The sequence below is a fragment of the Verrucomicrobia bacterium S94 genome, from assembly GCA_004299845.1.
Classification (GTDB): domain Bacteria; phylum Verrucomicrobiota; class Kiritimatiellia; order Kiritimatiellales; family Pontiellaceae; genus Pontiella.
In genome coordinates this window covers 2957603-2973774 of the sequence record CP036201.1, presented here as the reverse complement: position 1 = coordinate 2973774, position 16172 = coordinate 2957603, and the positions used below count along the sequence as shown (strand labels likewise).

At 53.7% G+C, this 16172-nt stretch carries 12 protein-coding genes; 2 read left to right on the top strand and 10 right to left on the bottom strand.

All coding sequences use genetic code 11. The features are described 5' to 3' along the window. Position 1: 1 nt before the first annotated feature. Together EGM51_12960 and EGM51_12955 are read left to right on the top strand one after the other, a co-directional pair. Positions 2 to 1201: an HlyD family efflux transporter periplasmic adaptor subunit gene (locus EGM51_12960; GenBank protein QBG48257.1), complete on the top strand. Its 1200-nt coding sequence runs from the start codon at positions 2 to 4 to the stop codon at positions 1199 to 1201. Further along, positions 1201 to 3153: an ATP-binding cassette domain-containing protein gene (locus EGM51_12955; GenBank protein QBG48256.1), complete on the top strand. Its 1953-nt coding sequence runs from the start codon at positions 1201 to 1203 to the stop codon at positions 3151 to 3153. The genes EGM51_12960 and EGM51_12955 overlap by 1 nt, the downstream gene beginning before the upstream one ends. Before the next feature lie 15 nt (positions 3154 to 3168). Here EGM51_12955 and EGM51_12950 read toward each other — a convergent pair whose 3' ends face one another. The 10 genes from EGM51_12950 to EGM51_12905 form a co-directional block, all read right to left on the bottom strand. Further along, positions 3169 to 3765 (bottom strand): hypothetical protein, encoded by a 597-nt coding sequence (locus EGM51_12950; GenBank protein ID QBG48255.1) that lies wholly within the window; start codon positions 3763 to 3765, stop codon positions 3169 to 3171. Between the two features lie 10 nt (positions 3766 to 3775). Beyond that, positions 3776 to 4603: an alpha/beta hydrolase gene (locus EGM51_12945; GenBank protein ID QBG48254.1), complete on the bottom strand. Its 828-nt coding sequence runs from the start codon at positions 4601 to 4603 to the stop codon at positions 3776 to 3778. Positions 4604 to 4610: 7 nt separating this feature from the next. Further along, positions 4611 to 5618: a ferrochelatase gene (locus tag EGM51_12940; protein QBG48253.1), complete on the bottom strand. Its 1008-nt coding sequence runs from the start codon at positions 5616 to 5618 to the stop codon at positions 4611 to 4613. Continuing rightward, entirely contained in the window at positions 5615 to 6943 is a 1329-nt protein-coding gene (gene hemG, locus EGM51_12935) for a protoporphyrinogen oxidase (protein ID QBG48252.1), read from the bottom strand. Before hemG ends, EGM51_12940 begins: the two co-directional genes overlap by 4 nt. Positions 6944 to 6996: 53 nt before the next feature. Next, a complete protein-coding gene (hemN, locus tag EGM51_12930) occupies positions 6997 to 8343 on the bottom strand; it encodes an oxygen-independent coproporphyrinogen III oxidase (GenBank protein QBG49312.1) in 1347 nt (448 codons plus the stop codon). Positions 8344 to 8348: 5 nt separating this feature from the next. Then, the gene (locus tag EGM51_12925; GenBank protein ID QBG48251.1) at positions 8349 to 9392 is read right to left on the bottom strand and encodes a uroporphyrinogen decarboxylase; all 1044 of its coding nucleotides are present in this window, start codon (positions 9390 to 9392) and stop codon (positions 8349 to 8351) included. 88 nt (positions 9393 to 9480) lie between these two features. Next, positions 9481 to 10578 carry an endoribonuclease L-PSP gene (locus EGM51_12920; GenBank protein ID QBG48250.1) on the bottom strand — a complete coding sequence of 366 codons (1098 nt, stop codon included), beginning with the start codon at positions 10576 to 10578 and terminating at the stop codon, positions 9481 to 9483. 231 nt (positions 10579 to 10809) lie between these two features. Next, complete coding sequence (locus EGM51_12915; GenBank protein QBG48249.1) at positions 10810 to 14259, bottom strand: hypothetical protein; 3450 nt, start codon at positions 14257 to 14259, stop codon at positions 10810 to 10812. 112 nt (positions 14260 to 14371) lie between these two features. Then, a complete protein-coding gene (locus EGM51_12910) occupies positions 14372 to 15283 on the bottom strand; it encodes a hypothetical protein (GenBank protein ID QBG48248.1) in 912 nt (303 codons plus the stop codon). Continuing rightward, the gene (locus EGM51_12905) at positions 14968 to 15966 is read right to left on the bottom strand and encodes a hypothetical protein (GenBank protein QBG48247.1); all 999 of its coding nucleotides are present in this window, start codon (positions 15964 to 15966) and stop codon (positions 14968 to 14970) included. The genes EGM51_12910 and EGM51_12905 overlap by 316 nt, the downstream gene beginning before the upstream one ends. Between the last annotated feature and the right edge of the window lie 206 nt (positions 15967 to 16172).

Below are 16172 nucleotides of genomic sequence, written 5' to 3'. Positions count from 1 at the left end.
AATGAACAGAACAATGAAGTGGGTCATAATTTTAGGAGTCATCGGTGTTGGTGCCGGCGTATGGTGGGCGCGCTCGAAGGGGAGCGACGAAGAAGGGGCGAAAACCTACTATGATGTTGAAAAAGTGGAAATGAGAGACATACGCATCACCGTGGAATCGACCGGGGAGGTGGAGCCGAGGAACCGTCTGGATGTAAAACCGCCGATCGCCGGCCGACTGGAAGAACTGATGGTGGATGAAGGCGATAAGGTTAAAAAAGGTCAGATTCTCGGATGGATCAGTTCAACGGAGCGCGCCACTCTGCTGGATGCCGCGCTGGCGACCAGTCAGGAGGAGTATGACTACTGGAAAGAGCTGTATAAACCGTCACCGCTCATTTCTCCGCTGGACGGAACCATCATTGCCCGTAACTTTGAGCCGGGGCAGTCGATCGCATCCTCCGATTCCGTTGTGGTGATTGCCGACGATCTGATTATTGTGGCCAACCTCGATGAAACCGATATCGGCCAGGTGGAACCCGATCAGGAGGTGGTGGTGGCACTGGAAGCCTATCCGGATAATGAATTCCCCTGTGTGGTTGAAAAAATCGCCTACGATGCCACTACGGTCAGCAGCGTCACTATGTATGAAGTCGATGTTCGCGCAAGCCGGAAACTGCCGCCGTTCGCCCGTAGCGGTATGACGGCCAACCTTGAGTTTATTGTGGAGGAAAAAGAGGGAGTGCTCACACTTCCGGTATCCGCTATTCAGCAGAAAAGTGTGAAAAGCGGTGCCGGAGAACGGGGTGGGGAACGCCCGGATTTTTCGTCCATGACGGAGGATCAGCGCAAAGCCGCTATGGTTGAACGGATGAAAGAGCGCGGTTTGTCTGATGCCGAAATAAAGGAGCGTCTCGCGAATTTCGGCCAAGGTGGACGCCGTCCCGGCGGGATGTCCGGGGGGCAGAACGGAAGTCAGAGTTCTGTCCGCCGTCCTTTCGGCGGATCCTCGGTTGAAAGTTATGTGCTGGTGGCTTCTAACGATCCGGATAAGCCCGAAACGAAAACCATTAAAGTCGGGGTGAGCGACGGTTCATATACCGAAATTCTCGAGGGCCTCGAAGAGGGCGATGAAGTTTTGATTAAGCAGGTCAGTCTGGGCCCGAAGAAGTCCGGCAGGGGAAGTCTTTTCTCCCCGACCATGGGGAGGGGGCCGCGCTAATGATCAGGGTTGAAAATCTGCACAAGACCTATCAGATGGGTGAGGTGGAAGTCCGTGCCCTGGATGGCGTCTCTCTTTCGGTTGAGCGGGGTGAATATGTGGCGATTATCGGTGCGTCAGGATCCGGGAAATCGACACTGATGCATATTCTCGGTCTGCTCGATGTTCCGGACTCCGGAACGTTTGAAATTGACGGTACAGACGTCACGAAATTTTCTGAAAACCAGCTGGCTGCTTTCCGTAACCGCGTGATGGGTTTTGTGTTTCAGCAGTTCAATCTGCTCAAACGAACCAGTGCGTTGGAAAATGTCGGCCTCCCGCTGATCTATGCCCGTAACGGTAAAAAGACGGATATTGCTGATAAAATGCTGGAGCTCGTGGGGCTGGGCAATCGCAAGATGCATCACACCAACGAGCTTTCGGGCGGTCAGCAGCAACGCGTGGCGATTGCACGTGCACTGGTGAACAGTCCGTCGCTCATTTTTGCCGACGAACCGACCGGCAACCTCGACTCGAAGAGCGCGAAGGAAATTATGGAGGTAATGAGCAAGCTGCACGCCAGCGGACTCACCATTATTCTGGTTACCCACGATGCGGACGTGGCGAATCACGCCCAGCGTATTATTGAAATCCGCGATGGAAAAATTCTTTCCGATGCCCCGAATCCGAATGCCCCGGAAGTGCCGAAGGTTGAAAAACGGGAAGTGGTGGAAGAAGGTAAAAGCGGTTTCAGCCTGAAATCCATCCATGAAGGGCTGGTGCTGGTTAAGCAGTCTATTCGGTCGCTGACGGCCAACAAAGTGCGTACGGCGCTGTCGGCTTTGGGAATTATGATCGGGGTGGCTGCAGTGATTGCCACGGTGGCTGTGGGTAACGGGGCAAAAGCCGCGGTGGAGGATCAGATGAGCCGGTTGGGCTCGAATCTGCTGATGCTTATGCCGCAACGTCGCTCCCGTGGCGGGGTGGCACAGGCGCAGGGAACGGTTTCGCGGCTGTCGCGTGCTGATGCCGAAGCTATCCGTGAAGAGGTGAATCATGTGGTGGGGGTCAGCTCGACCGTTGATGGAAATGTTCAGCTGAAGGTAGGAAACCTGAACTGGAGCTGCCGGGTGACCGGGGTTGATCCTGATTATGAATTCATGCGTTCGTATGAACCGCAGCTCGGTCGTTTTATTACCGAAGAGGAGGTAAATTCAAAAGCCATGGTTTGTGTTCTGGGGGTAACGCCGGTGCGCGAACTTTTCGGTGGAGAGAATCCCGTAGGGAAGAAGGTTAAGATGAACCGCAGAACCTATACCGTGATCGGTGTGCTTCCGGAAAAGGGCAGCAGCGGGTTCCGGGATTATGATGATGCCGCGTTTGTTCCGGTCACTACGGCGATGCGCCGGATGTTCGGCCGTGATTATGTGGAGCGCATCGAAATTCAGATTGATAAGCCGGAAAATATGGAACGGGCTCAGGAGGATATTCTGGCGCTGCTGGCGCAGCGTCATCGGACCGCGAGCGGTACGTTTGAAATCCGGAATCTGGCCGAGATTCAGGATGCGGTGTCTTCCACCAGCCGGGTGATGTCGCTGCTGCTTTCGAGTATTGCATCAATTGCGCTGGTGGTCGGCGGCATCGGAATTATGAACATTATGCTGGTTTCCGTCACGGAACGGACCCGCGAAATCGGGCTGCGTAAAGCGCTGGGTGCACGCGGCCGCGATATCATGTCGCAGTTCCTGATCGAAGCACTGATTATCAGTTTTTTCGGCGGCTGCCTTGGGATTGCGCTGGGGGCCGGAGTGGGTTATGCGGCAGAGCGTTTTGCTAATATGTCCGTGGTCTTTACGAAAGATTCGATTTTTATGGCGTTCGGTTTCTCGGCCATTATCGGCATTGTTTTCGGCATCTGGCCGGCGCGTAAAGCAGCCCGGCTCAATCCGATTGAGGCGCTGCGCTACGAATAGCGCTCAGGAAGCGCCTTATTTCACCAGACCGGTTTTATGCATTTCCAGAATAAGGTTATTCATGAGCCGGTCGGTGCTTTTCTCCAGTTCCAGTCCGTGCGGTTTGAACGGGGCCAGCAGTCCGAGCAGTAACTGCTGCCGTCGGATGACGCCGTCCTGCAGCTGAATCCGTTGCGTTTTTCCGGTTGCGGAATCCTTCACACTGGCGAGAAGTCGGAAAGTATCGGTTTCGGTATTGGGATAAAGAAACAGGGTCAGGGCCGAAAGAGTGGCATTGGACGAATCCTTTTCCTTGTCATTAATCACCGCCACCAGCAACTGAAGATCGGCGTCACTTTCCCGGTTGCTTATTCGGGAGAACATACCACTTTCTTTAAGGTTTTGAATCAGAGCATTTTCCAGAAAGGCCCGATTGTTGGCATCGGTCCGGGGCCAGGGTTCGCCGTTCACCCGGCCCGAAAAAGCGAGGTCCACATAGATGGATTTCTTTTGCTCAACGGTTGGAAATGACGAAATATCGCTCAGTTTTCCGTTGTGGTATGAAGACGCACAACCGCTCAGAAGGCCGGCACAGAGTATGGATGCTGCGGAAAGTAGAATATTGATGTTCATGATGTTCTCCCTAAAGCCGGTCGTTGAGCCAGTTCAGTACGAGCTCAAAGACCTGTTTTTTCACCGGCGCATTATGGGGTTCGTGTAATATGCCTGAAAGCATTTTAAAGGTACAATTCCCGCCGGCGGTTTCTGCAAACTGCCGGGTTGCCGCCGGATCGGTGATCCGATCGTCGGAGCCGTGAAAAAGCAAGGCGGGCACGGCCAGTTCGGCGGCATGTTTCAGGCACTTTTTTCCGGATTCCATCATGCCCAGTGCGAGTGCCGGTGTGATTCGGTCATGGGTCAGAGGATCGTTTCGATAAGCCCGGATTACATTGAGGTCCTTCGAAAGCAGGCGGTCATCCAGTCCGCTGGAAACAGCAGGATACAGTTTCAGTTTGTCGAGCAGTTTCACCATTCCCAGCTTCCAGGCCGGCGGAGCCGCGCAGATCCGCAGTGCCGGTGCCGATGAAATAATCCCGTCCGGATCGGGCATGTTCTTTTGCAGAGCAAAATCGAGTACAATCAGACCGCCCAGGCTGTGTCCATACAGAAAAACAGGTAGCCCGGGAAACGCTATCCGCGTTTTTTTCAGGGTCTGAAACAGATCATCGAGCAGGTGTTCAAAAGCCGGAACATGCCCGCGCCGGCCTTCTGAATTTCCATGTCCGCGCAGATCGGTACCGACGACGGCAAAGCCTGCCTTTTCCAGTATCTGCGCAACATGATCGTAACGGCCGAGATGTTCTCCCAGACCGTGGATCAGCAGAATAACTCCTCTGATCTGCGTTTCCGGCGTTCGGCATTTTCCCGAAAGTTGCAGGCCGTCGGTGGTCCGGATATAAAACGGTTCCATTGGCGGATTATGTTACAGAGGGCCAGTTTCCGGCATCGGAAAGAACGGTTTCCAGACAGTGCAATGCGGCCGGGGAATCATTCAGGCAGGGAATCATGCGGAAGGATGTCCCGCCTGCTTTCATGAAGGTTTCCCGTCCCCGGATTTCGATTTCCTCCAGCGTTTCAAGGCAGTCGCAGAAAAAAGCAGGGCAGATAACCGCGAGTTCTTTTATGCCTTTTTCCGGAAGTTCTTTAAGAATTTTATCCGTATAGGGCTCCAGCCAGGGATCCCGTCCGAGGCGGGATTGAAAGGCCAGCGTATACTGTTCTTTTTCAAGGCCGGCTTTTTCTGCAATCAACCGTGTGGTTTCAAAGCATTGGTGACGGTAGCAGGTGGCATGGGCGGGCGATGGCGTTGAGCAGCAGTCGGGTTTCTGCATACAGTGGTTCCCGGTGGGATCGGTTTTTTTGATATGGCGCACCGGAAGACCATGATAACTGAAGAGAATGTGCTCTTTTACCTCCTTCAGCGCATCCGCCAGCGGCTGAATAAATTCAGGGATATGGTAGAAGGGCGGAGCAACACGCAGTTTTGCGCGGCCTTTCAGGATTTTTTTCACCAGTGCTGTGCAACCGCCGGTGGTGGCCATGGCATAGTGCGGGAACATGGGCAGCAGCCCGATTTCCTCAACGCCCTGGCTGAGCAGCTTATCGATGGCGGAGGCCACGGAAGGATTGCGGTAGGCCATACAGGCTTCGAGCGGGTCCTTCATTTTTTGATTCAGGTCCCGGGCCAGGTTGCTGCAGTAGTGAATCAGCGGCGAGCCGTTTTCGGTCCATATCGCTTTATACGCTTCGGCCGATTCCGCCGGACGTTTCGGCAGAATAAGCCCGTGTACCAGTGCGTAGCGCAGTGGAAACGGCAGATCGATGACATACGGGTCCATCAGAAACTCTTTGAGATAAATCCGCAGCGCCTCCACGGATGTGTCATCCGGTGAACCGGTATTCATCAGCAGAAAACCACGCTTCATGAGGATATCCTTTTTGCGAAATTGAGGCCGGAGAGGAGGGAGTTGGATACGGAAATTCCGTCGCGATAGTGACCGGCGAAGTGGATGCCCTTGTAATTCGCCTCGATGTCCTTCATGCAGTTGAGGAACTTTTCATAGCCGATGGTGTACTGCGGAATTGCTTTGGGCCAGACGGTACGGTGTATGAAGTCCGGTGTACTTTTTATGCCAAGCAGTTCCCGGAGGTCATCGAGTACGTTTTCGAGCATTTCGTCCTGATTCATCAGGGCCCGTTCGGGAGCGCGTGCTCCGCCGACAAAAACGGTCAGCAGTGCCGCGCCGCCGGGGGCGCGATCCGGGAAGATCGAAGAGGGAAACAGTGCGCCGAGGGAAAATTTATGTTCCACTTCCGGAATCAGCATACCGAAGCCGTCGAGCGCATGCATGATAGAATTGAGCTCAAAGCCGATGGAGAGGCTGGTGACGGCGGGATATTCGATTTCCGCAAACAGATCCAGGTCAAATGGAGTATTCAGTTCCGGCATCTGGTGGGCCGGAATGGCCATGAGGACATCGCTGAATTCTTCGCGATTCACCAGCCAGATGTCTTCCTCCATCATCTGAATCGAGGATGCAGGCGTATTGAGACGAATGCGGTCGCCGAGTTTTTCCGCCAGTCGCAGGGGCAGCACTTCCATCCCTTCATCAAAGGAGTACATCCGGGCATCGTGCACATTTTTTTCGGCGCGTTTTTTGCGTTTTCTGGAGCCTTTGACTGCTCCTTTGATCAGAGAACCGTAATCCTGTTCCAGTGCATAAAGTTTTGGGAATGCATACTTAACCGAAAGGCGGGCCGGATCCCCGGCATAGACGCCGCTGACAAAGGGGTTGATGGCGTAGTCGAGGAATTCTTTTCCGATCCTGCGCAGAACAAAATCCGCGAGACTCTCCTGTTCGCTGCTTTTGGATTTAATGAAAGGTTCTTTCAGCAGGCGAAGTTTGGCCTGAGAGGAAAAGGCGTTCGATTTCAACAAGGCTGCGGGCGAAGAGGGCAGGGCTGCCGGTTTCCCGTCGCGGACAATATACCGGTTTTTTGCTGAGAGGCTGGCGGGCAGTTTATTGCCATCGAGTCCCAGACGTACAATCAGGTTCCCAACATCGGGATGGGTTTCGAGGATCGAATTCGGTCCGCATTCCACGAGATATCCGTCTTTGCGAATGGTGGAGATACAGCCCCCGACCCGGCCCGAAGCTTCAAATACGACACAGTCGATACCTTTTTCCTGCAGTTCATATGCCGCAGTTAATCCCGTAATGCCCGCACCGATTATCGCTACTTTTTTCATAGATTTAATTTAACGATCTTTGCGTGCGAATGCACGCGAAGAAATGGAGCGTGTTAAACCGTCTGGGAATAGCGGCCTTTACGCTGTTCCTGTTGCAGATAGGCATCGAAGCGCATGGCGATGATCCGGATAAAGAGGCGGCCGAGCGGGGTGACACGCAACCCGTTTTTCTCGCGCTGCAGCAGACCGTCGGCTTCGAGATCGTCGAGCGAGGCGAGGTCGGCCTTGAAATATTCCGTAAAATCAACGCCCAGTTCTTCGGACAGGGCGGCGTAGTCGATGTAAAGGTTGCACATGATGTGCATGATGGCGGCATAGCGGATTTTATCGTCATCCGTCATGGAGTAGCCGCGCACCAGTGGAAGTTTTCCGTTGTCGAGGGCGTTGTAGTAGGCGCCGATCTCTTTTTCGTTCTGAAAATACTGCCCGGCCGCGTGTGAAATGGAGGACATCCCGAAGCCGTGCAGATTAACGCCCTTCAGTGTGCTGTAGCCCTGGAAATTGCGCTGCAGCGTGCCGTCAGCCAGGGCAATCGCCATTGCATCGTCCGGCTTGGCAAAATGATCCATGCCGATATAGACATACCCCGCGCCGGTCAGTTTTTCGATGGCCAGCTGCAGCAGCTGAAGCTTGGTTTCGGTGTCCGGCAGTTTGTCTTCCAGCGTTTTCTGAAAAGGCTTAATCCAGGGAATATGGGCATAACTGTAAACCGCCAGCCGATCCGGTGAAAGAGTCAGCACATCATCAATGGTCTGTTCGAAGGATTTCAGTGTCTGCGTCGGAAGACCGTAGATCAGATCAAAATTGACCGAAGTCATGCCGCAATCGCGTACCCACTGATTCGCCTGGGCAACCACTTCCAGAGGCTGAATGCGGGCAATGGTTTTCTGTACGTCGGGATTGGTATCCTGAACGCCGAGCGATGCCCTGTTGAATCCGGCATGCTGAAGAGCCTGAACCTTTTCAAGGGTCAGGCCGCGCGGATCGATTTCAACACCGGCCTCAACGTCCGGGCTGACGGAAAAATGATGGTGTATCAGTTCGCCGAGCCGTTCGAGTTCTTCTTCAAGCAGAAAGGTCGGGGTGCCGCCGCCGAGCTGAATCTGCACGACGTCGGATTCGGCATTGATGAATGGGCGTCGCCGTTCCATTTCTTTCTGCAGATAATCAAGATAAACCGCACTGCGGCCCTGCTGGCCGGTCACAATGTTGGTGCAGCCGCAGTACAGGCACTGCCGTTTGCAGAAAGGCAGATGAACGTAGAGCGAGAGGGGGGAGTGTGTATCTGCGCAGGCGCGGTCCAGTGTAAAGGCTTCGGTGAAGTGAGTGGCCGGAGGGTAGGAGGTATAGCGGGGACCGGGCTGGTTGTATGTGCGAAGCTGGTCGAGACTGACACGGATACTGTTCATTTGAAACTCTGGACGGTTTCCGTCACGGCCTGAATGGCTGCAAGGTCGGCATTGGGCGGAACGCCGTGGCCGAGGTTGAAAATAAAGCCGTTCCGTCCGCGCATGGATTCGCAGATCCGTCCGGCCTCTTCTGCCGCGGAATCGGGGCGGGCAATCAGAAGCGCGGGGTCGAGATTGCCTTGGACGGCGACATCGGCGGGAAGACGGTCGGCGGTTTCGCGCAGATCAATGCTCCAGTCGATACCCAGCACATTACCGCCGGTCTGAATGACGTTTTCCCAGTTATGATGAACGTTTCGGGCGAACACGATGGTTGGAACCTGACCGCCAATGGCATCAATGATCCGTTGCATCCAGAGTCCGGAATACCGCCAGAACAGATTCGGGGCCAGGGTGCCGCCCTGGCTGTCGAAAATCTGAATTACATCGGCACCGGCTTCGATCTGGGCCTTAATATAAACAATGGTGGCTTCGGTGATTTTTTCGAGCAGAGAGAAAAACAGCTTCGGTTCATCATAAAGCGCTGCCCGGGAGCGCAGGTTTTCGCGGGAACTGCCGCCTTCGACCATGAACGAGGCCAGCGTCCACGGTGAACCGGCAAAACCGATAATGGCCCGTTCATCGCCCAGTTCCTTCCGGGCGATTTTGATGGCCTCCGGTGTATAGCCGATATGATCGAGCACGTTTTTCGGGTTCAGTCGGTCCACATCGGATTTGGAGTTCAGTGCAAAATCAACCTTTACGCCGCCCTGTTCCAGCAGTTCGTATTTTGCGCCCATGGCTTCAGAAATCACAAGAATATCGGAAAAGATGACGGCGGCATCGTAACCGAAGCGCCGAACCGGCTGAAGGGTGACCTCCGCAGCCGTTTCCGGATCCTGTACCAGTTCGGTGAATTTTTTCGATTCTTTCAAGGCCATGTATTCAGGCAGAGAACGTCCGGCCTGGCGCATCATCCAGATGGGCGGGCGGTCAACAGGTTCGCATTTACAGGCGCACAGAAAGCGCTCTCGGCAGGATAGGGTTGTTAAATTACTCATGAAAATAACCTAAACCACGGAAGATGCAGAATACACGGAAAAACAGAAACCAACTTCCGTGCATTCGGTGTTCACCGCGAAGGCTGAATTATTTGATTTTCACGGCATCGAGTTCGATTTCGAACAGAAGATCGTGGCGGCAGACGTCTGCGTGGGAAATAGCCACCGGCAGTTCCGGCAGGTTATTTGCGATACAGTATTTTTCCAGCAGATGCGCCTCGCTGACATCTTTGAAATAGGCAATGGCGCGGGCGGTGTTTTTCCAGTCCATATCGCGTGATTTCAGAATTTCGTGCACCACGGCCATACTCAGTTCAATCTGTTTTTCAGTATTGCCGAGATGGGCGGTTTTTCCGCCGGGCTCAATGCTGGCGGTTCCGGAAATGGTCAGCAGCCGGGAGCCGGGCTGATCGATTTCCACGGCCCGTGCAAATGAGCTCTTGTAATCCAATGCGGGGCACTGCAGCGGGGAGGGAACGGGGAATACTTTCACATTGTCGTGTTTCGGTTTCACGGCGAGCAGCGCGGCCACCATTTCTTCGCCGGCGGCGGTGCCGGCGCCAATGCCGGTGGAGGCCGGAACCATTTTATCGAACGTGCCTTTTTCCTTGAAGAAGTTCGTGCGGACCACATTAAATTCGTCGTACCACTCCAGCAGGTTGTTGAGATAGAGCCACGTGCGGGCAATATCGGTAAATTCCATGTCGGCCTGCTTCAACAGGTGTTCCATTTTTTCAAAAACCGCCCGGGCCTGTTCTTCGCGCCCGAGTTCGAGGTTATCCGCCCGCAGGTCGCCGAGCAGACAGTAACGGGCGTCAGCCGTTTCGTACCAGTTGCCGACAATGCGGTCTCCATCCATGACCGGGTTCAGTTTGGCGTCGGAAAGGGCGATAAACTGCGTGCCGGTAATGTTTTCGCCGGAGCAGGCGTCTCCGTGCAGCAGGGTCAGCGGCCAGTCCAGCTTCTCGATGGCGGAAACCGCTTTGGGGTAAAATTTGCGGCCACCGAAAACATACTGAAAAGCAATGCGGGCATTGCGTGCCGCCATTTCTGCGGTGACCTGGTCGATTACGTCGTTTATCGTTTCTTCCGTAGCCTGGGCGGTGACAATGTGTGCAGTAACGCCACCGTGCGGGAATTCCACAATCTGCAGGCTGTGATCCGATTTTACGTTTGATTTATCCATGTCCAGAATTCCATTCATGTTGCATTCCCATCGGTTATCGCACAGACCATGCCTGATTGACGGGATTCCGCCTTGATGCAGGTCAAGAATCTGCAACTTGAGGTTTAAAAAGAAGACGCTTACTGCATAGACCGTTGGACAAACAAGCATTTATGGTCCGCATCTTCATTTCCGGAAATAAAAAACCCCGCCGGATGACGGGGTTCTGCACTTTTCCCATGGCCGGAAAATTTACACGGCGATGGGGTCGGCGCCGATGGTACCGACGATATCGTCGAGGTAGGCATCGGTTTCCACGTAGGCGAGCCGTTTTTTAACTGTTTCAAGGCGCGCTTTGCAGTTCAGATGATCGACGACATTGGCATTGTGGTTTTGGCTGATGAAGTCGTTCAGGTATTCGATATGCTTGCGACAGGCGGCTGCTTTTCTCTGCTGCTTGAGCTTCAGGCGTTCTCTGTACCAGTCGCTTGCAATGACCGCTTCGCGTTCGAACATACTGCGGAATTCCGAATCGGAGGCATTCATTCCTTTGTAAGTTCCTTCGGCCATAATATAGACGAGGGCTTTGAGCGGCGGAATAAAGCTTTCCACAGATCCGTCGTCGATATAACGCTGAGCAATCATCTGCTGCGTTTCGACAATGTTGTTAATGCCGTCCACAAATTCATCCATACCCTGTAGCTCGGGTTTGAGCATATCCGGTTCAAATACCGTTTTCGGCGCCTCGAAGACTTTACCGATGAAGTCATTTACGAAGCGTTTGGTGATGCGGTAGCCGAGGCGGCTGGCCAGCACCGGTTTGCCTTCGTATTCGAAGTCTTCGAGTTTTTCGAGCTGGCCGGCGGCGATCATATTTTTCGGATCGCGTTCGGCTACAGTGAGTCTGCACCAGAGTTCCGGAATCAGGATGCTGATATCGTGCTCAACTTTGTGTTTGGTTCCGATGTATCCGGCGGCGGTGCTGAAACCGTTGCTTCCGGTCAGGATGAACGAGAGCAGCGCGTTGTTCAGATCGGCTGTGGCCGGCAGGGCGTTGAACGGACCTTTGGTCAGGGCGCCTTCGGTGCCGGCACCGGTGGTGGACGGGGACTTTCCGGTCAGAGAGCAGATGAAGTCCATGAACAGTTCGGGGAGTTCCTGGTAGTGGATCGGTCCGTAAACCGCGAGCGGCCGGATGCCCGGTTCCGATGGATTATTCCGGCGTCCCGGCAGCACGGCGTTCACCGGTGTGTACAGCGGGTCGCCCGCTTTAATTTTGCGGAAAAGCCGGGTGGACATGAGTGCCAGATATTTGGGCATGCCGTTCACCAGATCGGGACGGGTCTGCAGATAGCGCGGGTTTTTGGTTGGTTTCCCGTCGACGATTCGCGGCTGGGCACTATCGACGAAAAGCTGGTCCGGATTTTTGGACTCCGCGGCTTTTTTAATCAGCTTCCGCATCGGCTTAGTGTACTGATTGTACATAACCGAGTGATCCATAATTTCCTGAGCCACGCTTTTGTGCAGCGGAGCATAGTTGGATAGGAAGTTGTTGGGTGCCGCTATATCGGCCTCCGCAGCTTTATCGAATCCGCGATTGACGGCTTCGTCCGGCCGCTGGAACAGACGTGATTCGCAGTTGTCCACAATCTTGACGGATTTGCATCCGGCATAGTCCGGGTTGAGATCGGTCAGTTTTTCGGAGGGTACCACAATAGATGCGGAGATATCGTCCTCCCACTGGATTTTTTCCGCCGGAATAAAGTCGGTCCGCAGTTTGGAGGTGCGCCAGATTCCTTCATTATCCATTCCGACGCGCAGGTAGTTGCCTTTAACTTTTTTGCCGTCGAACTTCAGTTCATGCCCTTTTTCGCCATTGATGAAGTCAACGCTGAGGTGCGAGCGCCAGTCATCGCCCCATTCGGGCTGGTAGAAGCGTTTGAGCAGAAATACGAGACCTTTGATGCGGTTCGGTATGGAGGCGAGCCACTCATTGAATTCGTCGGTGTTTTCTTCTGACGGGTTGAGCAGTTTGATCACGGAACCGAGGGAACGTTCGTTTCCAAGAATAGGCCGGGTTTTATGTCCTTTTTCGCGTGGGACTTTGAAGCGCACGCTGTAATCCTTATCGAGAATTTCCTGGACGGCATTCAGGTCGTTTTCGATATCGGCCACAAAAATGGAACCGGAGATCATGGCGTCGGTCAGTGATTTGGAGATTTCGGATTTTCCGCCGCCGGAAACCGTGCACGGTTTGTGACAGAGCGTGCCCTCCGCGACTGTACCGACGAGACGCCAGGTGCCGGCGGTGGGGCTCTGTTTCAGGGTAACCCGATATCCGGACGGATATACAAAAACCCGGTTTTCCAGCAGTTTCAGGCGTTGGATTTTTCCCGATTTTGACCAGGTGACACTCTGGTCCGGAATGCTGAATTCTGCCGTTTCCGGAACAAAGAAGACGTTCGGATGTTCGTTGTCGGTGGCATAGCCTTCCGGGTGAATCGTCACTTTATCGCCCATCACATGCAGGACATTGGCCAGCGTATGGTCGAGGTTGGTCAGGGTGCCGTCGGGCGAGAAGCGTTCCGCCAGGTTGTACTGCGGCAGAGCAAGTGCGCCACCGGCATGTTCCTCTTCACAGAGGCCGTAGAGGTTGGCGGCATAGCCGATCTGGGTTTTTACTTCTTTTTTGCAGTAGCCGAAATAGTTGTCGCCGATGATGGTGACGATTACACCGTTTTCATCGCGAGCGGTAATTTTGAACGGTGTGCCGCCGTTGTAGAGTTCGTCCGGCGAGGCCCAGCACATGCCGTCGCGTACCTGGCGTTCGGTGGCATCGTCAATATAAGGCAGGCCGAGATCCTTTTTCTTCAGACCGCAGATGTGCGGAGCGAGAATAACGCAGCCGGTGTAACCGGTCCAGCTGTCGGGGTCGAGGGCTGCGTCGTTTTCCGGCAGGTAGGGATCGCCGGCATTACCGAAGATGGATTCCACAAAGTCGAGATTGCAGACAAAGTTGCCTGGAGCAAAGAAGCGGATTTCCATGTTTTTTTCAGGGAGGAATCCGGGGACTTCCGGGCTGACCATTGGGCGGAGCAGCAGCGAGACCTGTGTGGCGGCTTTATTTTCCTGTGCGGAAGTAAAGGGCAGCTGCAGGTGATCCTGCGGTGGGTTGAGCGCAATTTCCAGCAGTTTGACATAGGTCTGCTTCGGGACTTCCAGCTTGTCGGCCGGAACCGGAAAACCGCCTTCGCAGATATGGAAAACGCCTTTGGTGGTACGGCGGTCGTGTTTCGGATTGTGCAGAACGCCCTGCTGGATGCGGTAGGATTCCACGCCGTTGGCAATAAACTCGTCTTTGTGGGGCGGAAGCGAAAGTTCCCGAGCCAGGCCATGGCGGTCGAGGGTAAGCGTTTTATTCGGAAGGGTCGGCACTTCATCGCACGCATCCTTCAGATATTCGTTGAGAAAGTTCTGAATCCGCTGGTCGACCGGGCAGAGATAGTCGTGGAGAATACGGTTTTTCTCCTTGATGTTGTTGATCAGGTCGAACGCGATATCGAGCTCTCTGCCGTCGGTTTTTTCATAAATCGGCTGATCCAGAGCGGAAAGCTTCAGGTTGATGTATGAAACCAGTGATTTGCGGTGGCTTTTCGAGGATTGGTCCACCCCGATGCCTAATGATTTTTTCAAGTCTTTCATTGTTGATCTCCTGTGTAAACGAAAGGCAATCGAGCTGTGAAAAATAAGGGACCTCACCCAATATCCAAGCCTAATACCTATGTTTTATATTCCTTAATGTACTTAAACATTTCTATCCGTCTAAAAACCGGCCTCCCCTTAATCCTGTATGTTTACCGTTTTCGAGGCAATGGACACCATTGGCAAAAACATGGATCATTCCCGCAGAAAGGCGGTGTGGATCGGCGTAGGAGGTCTCCTCCTTGATGCGCGCCGGATCAAAAACCAGAATGTCGGCGGCGTAGCCTTCTTTCAGCATTCCGCGTTTTTTCAGGTTGAACTGCTGTGCCGGAAGAGCGGTCATTTTATAAATAGCCTCGGGAAGCGGAACCGTTTTCCCGTCGAGCGCCGCACGCAGAAACCGGGTGTGGCTGCCGTATGCACGCGGATGCGGGTGGTCATGACTGAGCGGCCCCCATGGCGCACGCATGGAGCCGTCCGAGCCGATCGACACATACGGTTCGGCGAGAACGCGCCATAGATTTTTCTCAGACATGCTGAAAAAAATGCCGCCGGTTTTAAGGTCATCTGCATCAATCAGATAAAGAAGTGCATCGACCGGATGCATGTTCAGGTCGTCCGCCGCTTCGGTCAGATATTTTCCTTTATAGGATTCAAATTGTGTGGAGCCGATCATGACGTTGTCCCAGTGCCCGTCCGGTTTATCCATCAGCTCGGTCCGGATTTTTTCCCGTGTGTCGCTGTTGCGCAGTCGTTCCAGAATGGCGTCGCGTCCGCCATAGGTGGCCCAGAGGGGCAGTACGATGTCGAGATCGGTGCAGCTTGCGGTGTAGGGGTAGCGGTCGGAGCCGATGTCCATTTCCTGTCGGGCTTCACGGATCTTTGCGAAAGCCGCATCGATTTTGTTCCAGTTGCCGCTTCCCGATGCTTTGAGGTGGGAAATCTGTAAGCGTACATTGGAGCGCCGGGCAATATCGAGCGATTCGTCAATGGCTTCGAGCAGCCCGCTGGATTCGGAGCGCATGTGCGTGGTGTAGAGCCCGTCTTTTTTTGCGACGACCTTACAGAGTTCAATGATTTCCTCCCGTGGAACCGCGGACCCGGGGGATAGGCCAGACCGGAGCTGAGGCCGATGGCGCCGTCGTCGAGCGCGGTTTCCAGCGTCCGGAGCATTTCACTGAGTTCTCCGGGGGTGGCGGTTCGGGGTTTGTAGCCGCAGATGCCGGCGTGCAGTGTGTTGTGGCCGACCAGCAGCGCCACGTTTATGGCAGGGTTGATTGCGTCATAAAGTTCCCGGTATTCGGCCACTGTTTTCCAGGGGATGGATTTGTTCAGACCTTCGAAGGTGTGAGAGCCGGGGAGGTTGCTGTAATCCTTGTCGAGCCAGTCGGACGGCATTTTATAGCCGCCGTTGAGCGGGGCGGCGGAGGCGCCGCAGTTGCCGCAGATTTCGGTGGTGATGCCCTGATAGATCTTGGAGGCCGCACTTGGTTCGATGAGTAAATAGGTGTCCGAATGCGAATGAGTGTCAATAAATCCGGGGCAGATGGTCAGGTCCGTCGCATCAATCGTTTTTTCGGCGGTTGCGGCGGAAAGTTCGCCCATTTTTGTAATAGTATTTTTGTTAATACCTATATCGCAGTGTGTTGGAGAATCTGATAATCCGTCAAAAACTGCGCCGTTGGTAATTTTTACGTCAAAGTTCATGCCAATGAGTTTACTTCAAAATCGGTATATCCATAGCAAAAAGAAGGCTTTATTGAGTTTTTTTACGAGCGATGCAACAAAAATGTATATGAGAATAAAATAAAAACATAAATGACATATATGTTTATTATAGGTCAAATGTGTATGGCGGACTAATAATATTTTAAATGATTCATCATTAGTGTGTTATGACTTTTATATGCGTT